Raw genomic sequence first — 16,990 nt, forward strand, 5'->3', positions numbered from 1 at the left:
GAATCAGGCAGTGAAGCCTTTATGGTTATTCAACGATTATTCAACAAGCAGCAGGGACTGACTCTAGCGAAACTCCTAAAACTTTTTCGCTGGTCCTGATATAACAATACTTTACAGTACCAGAGATAAACTGACCGCCCGGATTTTCGCCCGTGAACGACTGTTATTTAAGCATTCATGGCGTAATTTGACGGTGCGCCGCGCACGTATTGCCGCACGGAAATTAAGAACATTCCGCAGCGGAGTAAACCAGCATTAATTATATCGCCGGAAAATAAATTTAATAATGCGTCAAAAAGGTAAGCGCGGCATTTAATATTTTGCTAGCGGGGAAATAATTCGGGCCAGCGAACCGGCCCGGAGAGATTATTGATTGAGAAACTTGTCGAGAAATTGCCGGGTGCGTGCCTGCTGCGGATTACTGAACAGCGCTTTCGCCGGGCCCTGCTCCACAATACGCCCCTGATCCATAAAGATGGCGCGATCGGCGACGTCACGCGCGAAGCTCATCTCATGCGTAACGATCACCATAGTGCGTTTCTCCTGCGCCAGCGCGCGGATGGTGCTGAGCACCTCGCCCACCAGTTCAGGATCCAGCGCCGAGGTTGGCTCATCGAACAGAATCACCTGCGGACGCATCGCCAGCGCCCGGGCAATTGCGACGCGCTGCTGCTGACCGCCGGAAAGCCGGCGCGGGAAACTCTCTTCCTTACCGTGCAGACCGACCTTCTCCAGCAGCGTGCGTGCGCGCGCAATGGCTTCCGCCTTCGCTTCGCCTTTGACGATCACCGGCCCTTCAATGATGTTCTCCAGCACCGAACGGTGCGGGAACAGATTGAAGTTCTGGAACACAAAGCCGACCTGCTGGCGCAGTTGCCGCACTTTATCCTTCTGCTTGTGCAGGCCGAGGCTGGCGTCGATGCTGATGTCACCGACTTTGACCAGGCCGCTTTCCGGCACTTCCAGCAGATTAATACTGCGCAGCAGCGTGGTTTTGCCCGAACCGCTCGGACCGATGATCGCCACCACTTCGCCGGGCGCGACATCGAGATCGATACCGTGCAGCACCGTCTGGCCGTGAAACTGTTTCACCAGCTGACGGACTTCAATTGCACTCATCTTGCCTCCCGATCCTGACGATTGACGTGCGCTTCCAGCCGGTTTTGCAGCGCCGACAGCACCGTAGCCATCACCCAGTAAATCAGCGAAGCCGCCAGATACATGGTGAACACTTCCAGCGTGCGCGAGGTGATCAGCTGCGCCTGCCGGAACAGCTCCGGCACCTGAATGGTGGCCGCCAGCGAGGTATCTTTCACCAGGCTGATAAAGCTGTTACCGAGCGGCGGCAGCGCGGTGCGCGCCGCCTGCGGCAGAATAACGCGACGCAGCGTCTGCCACGGCGTCATGCCGATGCTGGCGGCCGCTTCCCACTGACCGCGCTCAATAGCCGCAATCGCGCCACGCAGCGATTCCGAGGCATAGGCCGCGGTGTTGAGCGACAAACCAATCATCGCCGACGGAATCGGGTCGAGCTCAATGCCAAACTGCGGCAGACCGTAGTAGATCATAAACAGCTGGGCGATCAGCGGCGTGCCGCGAAAGATCGACACATAGAAACGCGCCAGCCAGTTAACCGGCCAGAAGCGTGACAGGCGCATCAGCGCCAGCACGAAGCCGAGTATCAGGCCGAAGAACATCCCGCCGATACTCAGCTGCAGCGTGAACAGCGCGCCCTTCAGCAGAAAAGGTGCTGAATCCAGCACCAGCTGTAAACTTTCCTGCATTATTTCGTGACGTCCGCGCCGAACCACTTCTCAGACAGCTTGCTCAGCGAGCCATCTTTCTGCATGTCGGCGATGGCACCATCAATCGCTTTCAGCAGCGATTCATTGCCTTTGCGCAGCGCCACGCCCGCTTCCAGACGGGAGAAGGCCGGGCCAGCCACCGCCATGGTATTGCCGGTTTTCTTCACCAGATCCAGCGCGGCTAAGCGGTCGACCAGAATGGCATCCACGCGGCCTGAACGCAGATCCTGATATTTGGTTGGGTCATCGTCATAGGTACGGATATCGACGCCTTTGACGTTGTCGCGCAGCCACTGCTCATAGTTAGAACCGAGACCCACGCCGACTTTCTTGCCGGACAGATCTTCCGGTTTGGTGATGGAGCCCGCGTTCTTCTTCAGCGTCAGCGCCTGCACGCCGGAGATGGTGTACGGCGTGGAGAAGTCATACTTCTTCTTGCGCTCGTCGGAGATGGTCACCTGGTTGATCACCACGTCGATACGTTTGGAATCCAGCGAGGCCAGCATACCGTCCCATTTGGTCGGTTTGAGATCCGCTTTCACGCCGAGGTGTTTTGCCAGCTCCTGGGCAAACTCGACTTCAAAACCGGTCAGCTTGCCGTTTTCATCCTGGAAGCTGAACGGCGGATAGGTGCCTTCCAGCCCGACGCGAAGCTCACCTTTGCTCTTGACCTGCGCCAGCAAATCTTCTGCCGCAAAGCTTTTTACGTTCACGCCCGCCACCAGTGCGACCGCCATCATTCCCATCACCAGCTGGCGACGAATCGGAGAGAAAGCCATGTTTACCCCATTATTGTGATGTGTTGTGTGCTTATGGTTAATTAACGCTCATTTTGGGCGCGGCGCTTTATCTCGCAATAAAGGGTGCCGCTCCGGCATGTGCTCTTTGTAATAACCGCTGGATTATAAACCTTTTTTTGCTGCTGTCTCATACCGAAGGATGATAAGCAAATAACGCCGGTGCGCCGCCGGTATGCACGAACAGCAGCGGCCCTTCCCGGCGGAAACGGTTCTGGCTGACGCCATCGATCAGACCCGCCATCGCTTTGCCGGTGTAGACCGGGTCGAGCATAATGCCCTCCAGCCGCGCCAGCAGGCGCACCGCTTCCATGCCTTCGTCATTGGGTTCGCCGTAGCGTGGCGCAAAATAGTCATCCCACAGTGTTACCGGCGCACGCGCTTCCAGCTCCAGCTGCTGTGCCAGCGCGCTGCGAATGCGCTCCACCACCGGCAGCTGCGCCTCGACCTTGCGCGACACCGTCACGCCCACCAGCTCGCTATTCGGCAGCAGCTGTTCCAGACCGACCGCCAGCCCGGCATGCGTCCCGGCACTGCCCGACGCCACCACCACCGCAGCGAAATCCACCACGCCTTCGCTTTGATGGGCGATCTCCTGCGCGCATTCGACGTAGCCGAGCGCGCCAAGCGCATTCGAGCCGCCCACCGGCACAATGTAAGGCCGGAAGCCCTGCGCTTCCAGCCGTTCCGCCTGCTCTGCCAGCTGCTGCGGCGGATTGTGCAGCGCATCAACCATCACGACCTCGACATCCATCAGGTCCAGCAGCAGGCGGTTGCCGTTGCTCAGGTAGTTGGCGGCGTCGGTGCCAATCGGGTTCTCCAGCAGCGCCACGCATTTCAGGCCGAGACGCGCCGCCACGGCTGCCGTCTGGCGCACGTGGTTGGACTGGATCGCACCGGCGGTCAGCAGCACATCGGCACCTTCCCGCAGCGCATCGGCAGCGAGAAACTCCAGTTTACGCAGCTTGTTACCGCCCAGCGCCACCGGCGTGACGTCATCACGTTTAATAAAGATATCGCGTCCGAGGTAATCAGACAGGCGTGGCAAATGCTCTAACGGCGTCGGTGCGCCAAGCAGTTCAAGACGGGGAAACTGGTGCAGAAGATGTAAGGACAATGCAGCCTCCATTCGGGCAATGTGCAGTTATCCCTACAGTGTTGCAGAAGATGAGAAAAGTCGCATCCGGAATTGATCGCGACGCGCCCCGGTTGCTGGCATGCTCACCAGTAACCGGGGTTGAATCTCCCTTAGCCGCGCTGCCAGCCTAAGAACTGGTCATATTTGCGCAGTGCAATACGGTAGTTATTGTTGCCCGCATCGGGCAGATCGTTTTGCAGACACTCATGCCAGCTGTTGCCCCGTAACCTTTCTGCCGGGAAATTTTTCGCTTTCAGCATGTCATCAAGACGACGCAGACGCACCACATATTCACGAATGGTACTGTGACTCATCTCGGTCTGCTCAAACAGATATTGTTTGAACGCCATGATATCGAAGTAATTCGGATGGGTATTACAAAAAATATCGCTGCAGAAACGGCACAGCGCCGTCAGTTCCGGCTGGAGTTTCATCCATACCTGATCGTCAATCATCTGGTCCATGCGTGCGATGGCCTCTTTATTGATGATCTGGCCGCGGAACACTAACGCCATACGGTCTAAAACTTTGCCACAGTGTGAACAGTTGCTTTGGCTGTGTTTGTAGTCTTTAAGGTAGCGACTTAACGGTCTGGCTTTAACTTTGGCTCCCATTGCTGAGTCCCCGGTTTTTTTATTTTTGGTTCCCCAGGAACTGAGTCTGTTAGCGCGCTCCCGTCAAACGGGCCCGCAGGCGTTTGATCGCCTGACTGTGCAACTGGCTGACGCGGGATTCCCCCACTTCCAGCACCGCGCCAATCTCTTTCAGGTTCAGTTCTTCCTGGTAGTACAGTGTGAGCACCAATTTTTCGCGTTCAGGCAACGCCTCAATCGCTTCAATCACGCGTTCACGCAGGTTTCCTTCCATTAACTGATGCAACGGGTTGGCTTCCTCATGCCCCTCCGTGACCAGTTCCGCACTGTCGCCGTGTTCTTCCCGATACTCGTCGTACGAGAAAAGCTGGCTGTTATTGGTATCCAGCAGAATCTGCCGGTACTCTTCCAGCGAAACATTCAACCGCTCAGCCACTTCCTGCTCGGTAGCCGCGCGCCCCAACGCTTGCTCTACCTGATGCATAGCGCCGGCCACCTCGCGCGCATTACGACGTACGCTGCGTGGTGCCCAGTCGCGGCTGCGCAGCTCATCCAGCATTGCGCCCCGGATACGCTGCACGGCGTAGGTGGTAAAGGCGGTGCCCTGCAGCGCGTCATAGCGCTCCACGGCATTCAGTAAGCCAATACCACCGGCCTGCAGCAGATCGTCAAGCTCAACGCTGGCTGGCAAACGCACCTGCAGGCGCAGCGCTTCATGCCGCACCAGAGGAACGTAGCGCTGCCAGAGCGAATGTTTATCCATCACGCCATCGGCGGTATAGAGATCGTTCACGTTGACTACCCTGCGTTAATAAAGTTATCGGCATGATTATCCAATTCTGTAGCGGTTTCGATTGGCAGAATAGGCAGGCAAAAGCGAGGTTATTTCAAATTTGTTATGGATGGCGGTGGATCGCACCGCCATTGTGCGCAGGTTCAGCGCAGATTACGCAGCCGCTGCCTTGTGCCAGGCGGGACGGCGTCCCACAGCGCACAGGTTTTGCCCTCAAGCGCCTGATAAAAAGGGCTAATGGACTCGTCGCATTCCAGCGCGGAATTAAACAGCACCTGACCGGTTTCTGCGTCAATGCTAATCATTTTATTGATAAACAGCCGCTGCAGGTCGCTGCGCAGGAACAGGCCGTTGTCGACGCTGTTATCCGCCAGAAAGCCCTCTTCATTCTCCTGGGTGTCGATATGGCAGGCTTCCACCCACGGCCAGCTGTGGCGCTCGGTTAAACGCGTACCGGTAATAATGCAGGCACCATAGCGCGCTTTCACCGCCGCGCTGAACTCCGCCTGGCTGGCGCGCTGGAACACTTTTGCCTTGACGCGCCGCCCCACTTCAGTACCCGGCATCACCGCGCTGGGCATTTTCTGCTGCGGCGTGCTGAGCACCACTAAAAACTGGATCTTGCGCGAAAGCGGGAAACAGGGATGCGCCTGCGGATCGAACAGCTGCCAGTACTCATCCTCTTCGGTCTGACGCATCAGCACCAGCTTAAAACCGCGGCTGTTGAGCAGGTTTTGCGCTTCCGCCGAGCGGGGATCGAGCATCGCGTACACCCGGGTTTCGCCGATCACTTTCCAGCGTCCGCTTTTACGCGCTTCATCGTTACGACGAAAATAGAGAAACGCCTGCTGGTTTTTAAGGTAATGCTCGAAGCGGCGCAGGTAGTTTTTGCGCTCGTTATCGTCGGAGACGAACAGCAGATCCTCCAGCGGACTGTTCAGCTCCTCCTGCGCAAACAGCGCGCGGATCACCAGATTGCGGTAGCTGGTTGACGGGCTGAGCAACCCGCGGGCGGTGAGCTCCTTCTCATCAGGATGCTGCTGCGCATAGCGCAGCGCGATCTCATCGAAGGTCAGTTGCTCACCCGGTAACAAGTCATAATTGAAGCGCATAGACACCCCAGAAACAGGAAAAATAGAGCGTAAAAATTGGAATGATTCTGAAGAGGGTTATCGGCAGTTCTGACCCAGGCTGTAACAGGATGGTTACTTTTTTTTGTATTATGATGTAATTCGACAAACCGCATATTAAGGAAGTATAAATATCACTTAACGCAATATAAAAAACTGTGCTAAAAATATTAAAAAACCTGATGAAAAGATCGCTTGCAATGCATAACCACCTATACATTGCAAGCATATTAATCATTTAAATAGGTATGTACTGATAATGAGCAATCATCATATTTAGTTTATCTGTGTCTATTTTCTTTTTAACTATAAATAAACCAGCAGTGTCTACCTGTTCAATGACATCGAGAAAATCTAATACAACATGATAATCAGTGCGATTCCAGAAGTCATGAATAAATATCTTCGATTTTATATCGCCCCTATTTTCCTTATAAATGTGTTTAATTGTATTAAGCACACAAGCCACCCGAAATCGCCCATCGACTAAAATAAAATCAAACGGTTTTTTATATGCAAGGATAGATTCACTATATAAGGGAAATTTATGCCTATGTTTATCGTCAACAGGAAACCCCCATTCTCGAGTTGGACCGATATCAATATAGCATACTTTACACAATCCCCCTGTTTGTTTAAATAAAGCTTCAACCCATACTGGATCACTCTCAACACCATGCACAATAATATTGTTTCGTACAGCCAGTTTCGTTGACCCTCCACTACCGAATTCGAAATAATTAGTAGCTGTCTTTAAAAACTTTTCAAATAGCAATATTTCATTATCAGTCATATGAGGGCGATCGGGTATATAAATATCACCACTTTCAATTACATTGCTATTTTGATTTACATTTCGGGAGATAAATTCAGAGTATTTCATGCCTCTGTCTTTGGAAGAGGAGCTTAATATGCCATATGTTTTTTCATGTAAATCATAGGCTGAGTGCAAGATAAAAGCAGCTTTCTCCCTTTGATTTTCACTGCAATCATTAATTCTCTCTTCAGACAAAGAAAAAACGGCTACGAGCTTATCTGTCTCGATTAGGCTTGATTTAATAACACCTTCATCATCAATTGAAATATCCCCTTTACTCCCAAAAATACCCATCAATTCAATTCCGTAACTTTTTAGCTGATGGAATACTTCATTAAAAGTCATCTGACCATAGTGCGTAACGTTTAGCCGAAAGTAGACTGTTACAACTAAACATTGACTAAGGATATAACTACCATAGAGGAATAATTTTTTTAAATCAAAAGTATTATCAATGATTAACCAGTCCAAATATTCAAGGCCTGGTATTTCATCTAGCTTAGATGATGGCACTTTAATACTTGCTAGTACTTTCTGAGGATAGAACGCATCATTATTTTCTTTTTTAGTAATCCCGATCAAATCACTGCTAAACTCCGGTCCTAAACACATGTTAATCTGTGTATCTTCCCCATCACCAATCAAATGCAATTGGATTTTCTGTAATGAATGCCTATTTTCTGGAAGATGTTTGTCTTCAATAATGCCTAACGGATCCATTATTATGGCAAATGTTCTGCGAACCGCCATTAGTGACTGAAACTTTTCAGATAATGTAAAACACCCACCATAATCCATCATTGATACTTGACTGTTCATTTTGAAATCAAAAGTAATAGTATCATCATTTATTATTGTTGCGTTGATACATTCTGGATGTTCAAGATGAACAGTTTGACAAGAATCAGAAAAATATAGTGAGCCATCAACATTAAAGTAAAGATGCTCAGGGTTTTCATCATCACAATAACGTTGCCAAATTGCTCTCATCGCGTTTGAAAAATAGCGAGAAAAACTATCACCATCACAAACTTTAGAGTTAAACAGAACATTTCTTAAGTTTTTTCTTATTACATCCAGATTAGGAATATCATTAGCCAGACCAATAGCTATCTTACCATAGCCTTCCCAGTCGTCTGCTACCAATTCCATCAATCCTGCATGAACCAAATGTGAAGCAGAATGTCTTCCAGCAAATGTCGGCCCCGGAAGGGTAATGACAGGAACCCCCATTGCCATTGCCTCACAAGTGGTTAACCCACCTGAGTATGGCCATGTATCAAGCGCTATATCAACCTTATTATAACTATCAAGTAGAGCTTTATGAGGTGAGCCCCCTTCCAAAATTACTCGCTCTCGGGTAATTCCGAATCTTTCAAATTTAGACCATATTTTTTCACATAAAAAATCTGAATTGTAATTAAAACTTTTTAAGTAAATCTTTGAATTATTAACTTCCTTGAGGATGCTACTCCATTGAAATACAAGGACATCATTAATTTTTGATGCGTTATTAAAACAGCCAAAGGTAATATAATTATTTTCTCTAAATGGTAAAGGCTTGATTTCAGGCAGATACGCAGGTGGATCATAACAAATATAATCGACGGGCATCCTTATTAATTTTTCAGTATAATCTTTTTCGAAACCATCAGGTGTTTCTATACAATCACTAATTAAATAGTCCATTCCTTTCAGACCGGTACTACTGATCAATCCGCCAACCCACTTAACCATTATAGGCGCTGGCTTATACTGCAAAGCTTGCATTCTACTGTTAGCATTATAGCCGCTTAAATCAAAAAGGATATCAATATTGTCTGAGTGCAAAGTCTCCAGAAGATCTTTGTCAGAAACGTTCTCTATAATCATCCAGTTTTTAACAATGCGTTGTATGCGCTGAGTTATATGATCACTTGATGATGAAGAACTATAAGCAAAAAACTCCAAATCTAAAGGAGATATACTTGATAATGCTCTTACAATCATCAAGCCGACTGGGTGAATTCTAAAGCCATCAGAAATAAGCCCTATGCGCAACCTTTTATTTTTAATTTTTTTTACATTACTATGGTTATATTGATGCCCCGGAGTTAAATGAAATTTATCCTGCCAATCCATACATAACTTCATGATGTCTTTTTGAGTGGCTATTGGATCATAATGAGTTCCTACAATATGATTGAAATAGGGTATAGGGCTGTGCTCAGATAAAAGCTTAGCCTGTTGATAGGCTTTGTGCATTTCATCGAATTGACCTATCTCCTGGTAAATGATGCCTAATTCATTCCAATACGACCACTCTCTTTCATTTAAACCAATTAATTTTGAAAACTCTTTAATAGATTCCTGATATTTCTTCTGCTTCTGCAATGAAAAAGCAAGTAAAACTTTCAATGGAATGGCTTCGTCCACCTCCAAATATGAAATAACATTGTCAATTAAGTACTCGACACCTTCATATTGTTCCTGTAAATACATAAGCTCAGCTTTATAGTAAAGAGCTCTACTATCGTGCGGATTTAGCTCTAATGCTTTCGCGTAAAACCTCTCGGCGGAAGTGAATTCTTGAAGTTGTTTATAAGCACGACCACTCATCACCCATAATTCAACGTCCCTGGGATTTTTCTTTATCAACAACTCAAGCTTCTGCAGGACTTTTTTAGGATTTAATTCAATTAATTCAGCCAATTGATAGTGTGATAAAGGAGTATTATCCTTAGCTTTTCGTTCATTCTTTTTAATGACTGAGCTTTTCATGGTGGATATTTGCCTTTTTCATAACCGTAATCGATAGCGTCATCTCTGAAACATCCAGAAATTTCAGCAAGTTTCTGGGATTATAAAAAAAACAAAAAAAAATAACGGGCAAAATACCCGTTATTTTTAGTACCAATTTTGAGGATTGGATTAGCGAAGCAGGGACAGCATAGTCTGAGGAACCTGGTTAGCCTGAGCCAGTACAGAAGAACCAGCCTGTTGCAGAATCTGTGCACGAGACATGTTAGACACTTCAGTCGCGTAGTCAGAATCCTGAATACGACTGCGAGCGGCTGACAGGTTGTTAACAGTGTTGTTCAGGTTAGTAATAGTTGATTCGAAACGGTTCTGTGATGCACCCAACAGGCTACGCTGATTGTCGACGGCCTTAATTGCCGTATCGATTGTAGTCAACGCACCGTCCGTCACAGCTCCAGTTGTTGCATCTTTAACGGTTGCAGTTAAAACATCAAAGCCATTTGCATCAACCTTACGATTCCCAGCCGTGCCGGTATTGTCTTTAAGGGTTGCTGCAGCAGTATATGTTCCACCATTTGAGGCATTGGCAGTAGTATTCGCTTGATAAAGATCCCAACCCTTACTAGCTCCGATTGAAATACTGATTTGTTCAGCATCTTTTGAACCAACCTGGAAGCTATAAGAGGTATTAGTCGTAGCCCCAGTGTTAAGCACCTTGATGCCGTTAAAGTCCGTTTGCTTTGTTACGCGGTCAATTTCAGCCATACGCTGGTTAACTTCAGACTGGATAGAATCGATGTCTGAGGCGGAGTTTGAGCTGTTCTGTGCCTGGACGGTCAGGTCACGCACACGCTGCAGGTTGTTGTTGATCTCGGACAGCGCGCCTTCAGCAGTCTGCGCCAGAGAGATACCGTCATTGGCGTTACGGGCGGCAACGTTCAGGCCGTTAATGTTAGAGGTGAAGCGGTTGGCAATCGCCTGACCGGCAGCATCATCTTTCGCGCTGTTGATACGCAGACCAGATGACAGACGCTCGATCGCAGTACCCAGAGAAGACTGAGACTTAGTCAGGTTGTTCTGCGTCACCAGGGACAGGGTGTTAGTGTTGATAACAGCCATGATATTTATCCTTCAAATTAAATGGGTTAGGTTTCGGCATTTGGCCTGCGGCTTCATCACCGTCAACCTGATTATCGTCAGCCCCTAACCAACCTTTAGAAAAAATTCAGCGAAAATTTAAAAAAGCGCAAAAGGCCGAAGTGCAATAAAGAAGGGGTTTTTATCTGGCTATTGTTTTTTTGCTGAAGGATTAAGATTTTTACATCGCTGCCGATACTGCTTCCAGTGATTGTCCATCAACTAAGGATTGAACCATGGCAAGTGTAAGTAACCTGAACGCTGGAACGAACCTCGGCTTAAGCGATTTATATGACCAGCTGCAAACGGCGGAGCAGGCTAACCTGACGCCGATTACAACACAACAGACTTCTTATAAAGCCAAGCTTTCAGCATGGGGCATCGTGCAGACTGCACTGCAAAAAGTGCAGACTGCGGCGGCAGCATTAAAAAATACTTCCGCTATCGCCTCGACCAAAGTCAGCAGCACCAACACCGCTTTTACTGCCACGCTGGCCAACGACGCTGCGGCCGGTAACTTTTCGGTAGAAGTCACCCAACTGGCTAAAGCGCAGTCGCTGCTGTCGAAAAGCGCGACCAGTAAAGATGGCGATTTAGGCGATTCCAGCCTCGCCTCGCGCACCATCACTATTACGCAACCGGGTCAGAAAGACCCAATGACCATCACGCTGAGCAAAGATCAAACCAGCCTGACGGACATTAAAGATGCGGTTAACAAACAGCAGGGCAGCGTTACCGCCAGTATCATCAAATCCGATGACAATACCTATTATCTGGCCCTGACCTCGCGGGATACCGGCACCACCAACGAGATGACGGTTTCTACCGATGACAGCGCCCTGGCGCAGTACATTGGTTTTACCAAAGGTGGCAGCAGCAATGGTATGACGGAGCAGGTGGAAGCGGCTGATGCCAAACTGAGCATCAATGGTGTCGCCATCACCCGCAGCAGCAACACCATTACTGATGCGCCGGAAGGCGTCACGCTGAGCCTGACCAAAACTAACACCGGCAGCCCGGAGACCTTATCCGTTACCAAGGATAACGCGCCGATGATCGCCGCAGTGCAGGCTTACGTTGACGCGTATAACTCGCTGCAAACCACTATCGGTAATCAGACCAAGTACACCGCCGTGGATCAAGGCAGTACCTCGCAGGATTCCAGTAATGGCGATCTGATAGGCGATGGCACGCTGCGTAATATCCAGACCAGCCTGCGCTCTAAACTCTCAACCAGCGCCCAGAGCGGTGGCAGCATTTCCTTACTTTCCCAGATTGGTGTGACCCAGGATATTAATGGCAAGCTGACCGTCGACAGCACCAAACTGAACAAAGCGCTGGATGAAAAATCTGCGGATGTGGTCAGTTTCCTGTCCGGTGACGGCAAAACCACCGGCTTTGCTACCCAGACCAGCAATTACCTCGATCAGATTCTGGGCACCAATGGTTCCGTGCAGAACGCTACCGATGGTATTAACAAGACGCTAAAAAAACTGTCTGACGATTATGACCGCGTAAACGCACAGATTACCGCCACCATGGCGCGCTATAAGACACAGTTCACCAATCTGAACACACTGGTCTCATCCATGACCCAGACGCAGAACTATCTGACGCAGCAGTTCGCGAACATGAGCAGTTAACAGGAGTTAAATATGTACGCCAAATCGGGCATTCAGGCCTACGCACAGGTCGGTTTAGAGAGTGCCGTGTTGAGTGCCAGCCCACATCAGCTGGTGGTAATGCTGTTTGATGGCGCACTGAGCGCTATGAAAAAAGCTACCATTCTGATGGATCAGGGTGATATTCCCGGTAAGGGTCAGGCGCTGACGAAAGCGATAAACATCATTACTAACGGACTGCGAGCTGGTCTGAACCATGAAGTTGGTGGCGAATTGTCTGCCAATCTTGACGATCTGTATGAATACATGACGCGCCGTCTGCTGGAGGCCAATCTGCGTAACGATCCGCAAGCGATTGCAGAAGTCGAAGCGCTGTTGAGCAACATTGCAGAGGCGTGGAAGCAAATCGGCCCTAACCAACAGCAGGACTCGTATTAATGTCGACACACGTTGATTTACTTCAGGGCTATCAGCAACTGCTGCAGCTCAGTAACGCGATGCTCGCCCAGGCCAGAGGTGGCCAGTGGGATGACTTGATCGCTTGTGAGATGACTTATCTGCGAAATGTAGAGAGCGTGACGCGCGATCAGGATACCAGTGCTTTGTCTTCCGGATTACGCTTACAGATCCGTCCGATGCTGAAACAGGTACTGGATAATGAAAGCGAGATAAAAACCTTACTGACTCAGCGCATGGATGAACTGCGATCGCTGGTGCAAACAACGTCGCAACAACAAAAAGTCACCTCAGCCTATGGCCGCTTTTCTAACAAGGTACTCTACCCGGGGAACCTTTAATCCACAGATTGCGCGGGTAACGTCACTGTGGCCTTACCCGCGCAATCGGATTATTTCTCTGCCGTGACCGGCCTGAGAATCTGCGGCTCAATATCCTGAATCACCGCGTCGCCAGGACGCTTTGCCACTTCGTCCAGCGCCTGCTGACACTCGACGGTTGGGCGATCCACTTTACGCAGCGTCAGGCCATCGTAGTGCAGCTCACCGTTCTCCAGCGAGAGCGGCATCACGCGCGCCTGACGGTTAACGTTAACCCAGTCATCATCCAGGCGCGTCAGCTTGCCCGGTTTGGCAATCACCCGCTGCCACTGGCGGCAGTCAAGGGTAGTGCCATCAGCGCTGACGATCAGGCTGGCCATAGCCTCGCTGCTGATCAGCTTGCTCTGCGGTCCCATCGTCTGCCAGTTACCCTGCAGCTCCAGCGGTGCCGGGGTTTTTACCGCTTCGTCATAACTGTTGATTTGCGCACAACCGCTCAGCGCCAGCGCGGCCAGTACCATCCACTTTTTCATCTTCGGTCCCTACACTCGCATCAATGGCGGCTACGTTATAATGTTTTCCCGGCGTGACGCAAGGTATCTGCGGTGGAATCCCCCTTCTCTTTCTCCGGCGCCCTCAAGCTGTTCAACTCTTCGCCGATAACCTGATGTGAAGTCTAAAGCACCTGCACCCATAACAATATTGACGACTTACTCACCCTGGTTTCGGAGAACGCTGTTATGCGATTGACCCTTCGCGCACGTCTGGCTGCGATTGTCAGCCTGCTGTGCCTGTTACTGATTATTGCTGCCGTCTGGGGGATTATCGGCCTGCGCGCTGCCGATCAGCGCGCGCAAAATGCCTATCAGAATGAGCTGCTCCCGCTGCAATACTCTTCACGCCTGTACCGCATGGTGCAGGAGCAATCCGCTACCCTGTTCGATGCGCTGCGCTACTGGACCGACAGCAGTGAAGTGGAAAAACGCCTGGCGCGCATTGCGCAGTACGGTCAGCAAATCAACGCCGATCGCCATACCTGGCAGCAGCTGGCGTTTGATGCGCAGACCAAACCGCTGAGCCAGCGCTTCCTGACCCATCTCGACGGCTGGCAGGGTGCGCTGCATGAAGCCGGTGAGCTGCTGAAAGGCGGTAACCCGTCCGCCGCACTGGTGGTCATTGAAACCCGCCTGCGCAGCGGTAGCCAGTTGCTGCAACAGGACATTGACCAGCTGGATACGCTGATGCGGCAGCATGCGCAGACGGCCTGGCAACAGGGCAACCGCGACTACCTGCTGGCACGCAATAGCCTGATCGCCATCCTGCTGTTGGGTCTGAGTCTGGCGCTGGTCTCCGGCTGGCTGCTGATCCGCTCGATTAACCGTTCCATCGCCCAGGCGCGCGAACTGGCGGATGCTATTGCCGGCGGCGAGCTCAATCACCGTATCGGTACGGTAACGCGCGATGAGATGGGTGAACTGATGCAGGCGCTGCTGCGCATGGATGTGCGGCTGGCGGAGATCGTGCGCGAGGTGGGCGAAAGTGCCCATGCACTGAGCGATGCGGCACGCCAGATGGCGGATGGCAACGACGATCTGTCGGAGCGCACCCATGCGCAGGCCAGTTCGCTTGAGCAGACTGCGGCCAGTATGGAGCAGATGACCGCCACGGTGAAACACAACGCGGACAACGCCGCGCAGGCCAACGAGCTGGCAAGCGATGTGCGCCATCAGGCCGAGCGCGGCAGCGGTGTTCTGCGCGACGCGGTGAGTGCGATGGAGGAGATTGAATCCTCCAGCAAGCGCATCGCGGATATCAACCGCGTGATTGATGAAATCGCCTTCCAGACCAACCTGCTGGCGCTGAATGCGGCGGTAGAAGCGGCGCGCGCCGGGGAACAGGGACGCGGCTTCGCGGTGGTGGCGTCAGAGGTGCGACAGCTGGCGCAGCGTTCGGCCGGTGCCGCACAGGAGATCAAGGCGCTGATCGATGCCAGCGTAGGTAAAGTCGAAGCCGGCAGCGCGCTGGTGCAGCGCTCTGGCGAGATGCTCAACGACATCAACCACGGCGTGGCGCGCATGGTGGATATCGTTGGCGAGATCGCCGTGGCCAGCCGCCAGCAATCCAGCGGTATTGAGCAGGTGAACACCGCAGTAATCCAGATGGACGGCGCCACCCAGCAGAATGCATCGCTGGTGCAGCAGGCCAGCGCGGCCAGCCAGACGGTGAGCCAGCATGCCGGTTTGCTGGTGGAAAAAATGGCGTTCTTCCGCCTGCAGCAGCCATAAGGAGCCGCCATGAAGCGTACCATAATCGCGCTGCTGGCCGCGCTGCCGCTGCTTAGCCAGGCCGCCACCACGCTCAATATCGCCACCATTGCCAATGGTGACATGACCATCATGCAGCAGCTGTCGAGCCGTTACGAACAGCAGCATCCGGACGTAAAACTACAGTGGCACGTGATGGATGATGGAGCCCTGCGCCAGGCGGTGCTGGCAGCCATGAACAGCGGTGAGGCAAAATTTGATGTGATTACCGTGGGTACCTATGAAGCGCCGCTGTGGGGTAAAAAAGGCTGGCTGGCGCCGCTCAATAACCTGCCGCCAGAGTATGACAGCGACGATCTGCTGACGCCGGTACGCAAAGCACTGTCCTGGCAGCAAACGCTGTACGCGCTACCGTTTTACGGGGAAAGCAGCATGACCTATTACCGCAAAGATCTGTTTGCGGCGAAAGGGCTGACCATGCCGGACGATCCCGACTGGACCGACATCAAAAATTTCGCGGCGAAACTCACCGATGCTCAGCACGGTATCTATGGCCTGTGCCTGCGCGGCCAGCCCGGCTGGGGCGATAACGTGGCCCTGCTCACCACCATGGCCAACGCCTATGGTGCGCAGTGGTTTGACGATCGCTGGCAGCCGACGCTGAATTCGCCAGAGTGGCGTGAGGTATTGACCGATTATCTGGCGATGGTGAAACAGGACGGTCCGCCGGATACGGCCAGCAATAGCTTTGGCCAGATCCTGCGTCTTACCGCACAGGGAAAATGCGCGATGTGGATCGACAGTACCGTCGCCGCCGGGCTGCTGATTAACCCGCAGATCTCGCTGGTGGCGGACAAGCTGGCATTTGCGCCGGCGCCGGGCGGCATTACGCGCAACGGCTCGCACTGGCTGTGGTCGTGGGCGCTGGCGGTACCGGCTAACTCACCGCAGCGCGCCGCCGCCGTGGACTTCATCAGCTGGGCGACCTCGCGGCAGTATATTCAGCAGGTCGCGGATACCGTCGGCTGGGGAGCGGTGCCACCCGGCAGCCGCAACTCCACCTACCAGCAGCCAAACTACCAGCGCCTGGCGCCTTACGCCGCTCAGGTGCGCAGCGCGATTGAATCCGCCACCGTCGATCAACCGACATTGAACACCGTACCTTACACCGGTGTGCAGTACGTCAGCATTGCTGGCTTTGATCAGATGGGTAACGCCGTCGGGCAGAATCTGGCGGCGCTGCTGCAGGGCAAGCTGACGGTGGACCAAACGCTGGAAAAAAATCAGCAGGACGTGACGCGCCTGCAAGCCGCACAGCAGTAAACATTCGGGGTTCCTGACAAGTCGCCGTGTGCGGGTTACACTAACGCGCAATTTGA

General features: G+C 51.8%; 15 protein-coding genes. 5 read left to right on the top strand and 10 right to left on the bottom strand.

The annotated features are described in order from the left end of the window. Positions 1-366: 366 nt before the first annotated feature. From tcyN to OXR61_RS17185, 9 genes are all read right to left on the bottom strand, one after another. Positions 367-1,119 carry an L-cystine ABC transporter ATP-binding protein TcyN gene (gene tcyN, locus OXR61_RS17145; RefSeq protein ID WP_058780700.1) on the bottom strand — a complete coding sequence of 251 codons (753 nt, stop codon included), beginning with the start codon at positions 1,117-1,119 and terminating at the stop codon, positions 367-369. Next, a complete protein-coding gene (tcyL, locus tag OXR61_RS17150) occupies positions 1,116-1,784 on the bottom strand; it encodes a cystine ABC transporter permease (protein WP_058757420.1) in 669 nt (222 codons plus the stop codon). The genes tcyN and tcyL overlap by 4 nt, the downstream gene beginning before the upstream one ends. After that, positions 1,784-2,584 carry a cystine ABC transporter substrate-binding protein gene (gene tcyJ / locus OXR61_RS17155; RefSeq protein ID WP_021509903.1) on the bottom strand — a complete coding sequence of 267 codons (801 nt, stop codon included), beginning with the start codon at positions 2,582-2,584 and terminating at the stop codon, positions 1,784-1,786. The genes tcyL and tcyJ overlap by 1 nt, the downstream gene beginning before the upstream one ends. Before the next feature lie 148 nt (positions 2,585-2,732). After that, complete coding sequence (locus OXR61_RS17160; protein ID WP_267412481.1) at positions 2,733-3,719, bottom strand: D-cysteine desulfhydrase; 987 nt, start codon at positions 3,717-3,719, stop codon at positions 2,733-2,735. A gap of 131 nt (positions 3,720-3,850) precedes the next feature. After that, positions 3,851-4,354, bottom strand: a complete 504-nt coding sequence (gene fliZ, locus OXR61_RS17165; RefSeq protein WP_031280184.1) for a flagella biosynthesis regulatory protein FliZ — start codon at positions 4,352-4,354, stop codon at positions 3,851-3,853. Positions 4,355-4,403: 49 nt separating this feature from the next. Next, the gene (locus tag OXR61_RS17170) at positions 4,404-5,126 is read right to left on the bottom strand and encodes an RNA polymerase sigma factor FliA (protein WP_021509900.1); all 723 of its coding nucleotides are present in this window, start codon (positions 5,124-5,126) and stop codon (positions 4,404-4,406) included. A gap of 143 nt (positions 5,127-5,269) precedes the next feature. Further along, complete coding sequence (locus OXR61_RS17175) at positions 5,270-6,238, bottom strand: HNH endonuclease signature motif containing protein (RefSeq protein ID WP_021509899.1); 969 nt, start codon at positions 6,236-6,238, stop codon at positions 5,270-5,272. Between the two features lie 256 nt (positions 6,239-6,494). Then, positions 6,495-9,833, bottom strand: coding sequence for a glycosyltransferase family 41 protein (locus OXR61_RS17180; protein ID WP_267412482.1), 3,339 nt, complete (start codon positions 9,831-9,833; stop codon positions 6,495-6,497). Between the two features lie 150 nt (positions 9,834-9,983). Beyond that, a complete protein-coding gene (locus tag OXR61_RS17185; RefSeq protein ID WP_276591605.1) occupies positions 9,984-10,931 on the bottom strand; it encodes a flagellin in 948 nt (315 codons plus the stop codon). A 254-nt stretch (positions 10,932-11,185) separates the two neighbouring features. Between OXR61_RS17185 and fliD the strand changes: the two genes are divergently transcribed. The 3 genes from fliD to fliT are packed head-to-tail and all read left to right on the top strand — an operon-like array spanning position 11,186 to position 13,368. Beyond that, positions 11,186-12,592 (top strand): flagellar filament capping protein FliD, encoded by a 1,407-nt coding sequence (gene fliD, locus OXR61_RS17190; protein ID WP_267412483.1) that lies wholly within the window; start codon positions 11,186-11,188, stop codon positions 12,590-12,592. A 12-nt stretch (positions 12,593-12,604) separates the two neighbouring features. Continuing rightward, positions 12,605-13,009, top strand: coding sequence for a flagellar export chaperone FliS (gene fliS / locus OXR61_RS17195; RefSeq protein ID WP_059009604.1), 405 nt, complete (start codon positions 12,605-12,607; stop codon positions 13,007-13,009). Further along, the gene (fliT, locus tag OXR61_RS17200; RefSeq protein WP_058780707.1) at positions 13,009-13,368 is read left to right on the top strand and encodes a flagella biosynthesis regulatory protein FliT; all 360 of its coding nucleotides are present in this window, start codon (positions 13,009-13,011) and stop codon (positions 13,366-13,368) included. Before fliS ends, fliT begins: the two co-directional genes overlap by 1 nt. A 50-nt stretch (positions 13,369-13,418) precedes the next feature. Here fliT and yedD read toward each other — a convergent pair whose 3' ends face one another. Then, positions 13,419-13,880, bottom strand: coding sequence for a lipoprotein YedD (yedD, locus tag OXR61_RS17205; protein ID WP_058757410.1), 462 nt, complete (start codon positions 13,878-13,880; stop codon positions 13,419-13,421). A 207-nt stretch (positions 13,881-14,087) separates the two neighbouring features. Here yedD and OXR61_RS17210 point away from each other — a divergent pair, with 207 nt between their 5' ends. Then, positions 14,088-15,632 carry a methyl-accepting chemotaxis protein gene (locus tag OXR61_RS17210; protein WP_058757409.1) on the top strand — a complete coding sequence of 515 codons (1,545 nt, stop codon included), beginning with the start codon at positions 14,088-14,090 and terminating at the stop codon, positions 15,630-15,632. A 9-nt stretch (positions 15,633-15,641) separates the two neighbouring features. After that, positions 15,642-16,934 (top strand): sugar ABC transporter substrate-binding protein, encoded by a 1,293-nt coding sequence (locus OXR61_RS17215; RefSeq protein ID WP_141495297.1) that lies wholly within the window; start codon positions 15,642-15,644, stop codon positions 16,932-16,934. The last annotated feature ends 56 nt before the right edge of the window (positions 16,935-16,990 follow it).

The organism is Pantoea sp. GM_Pan_4 (assembly GCF_026541005.1).
In the GTDB taxonomy this organism is placed as follows: domain Bacteria; phylum Pseudomonadota; class Gammaproteobacteria; order Enterobacterales; family Enterobacteriaceae; genus Pantoea; species Pantoea dispersa.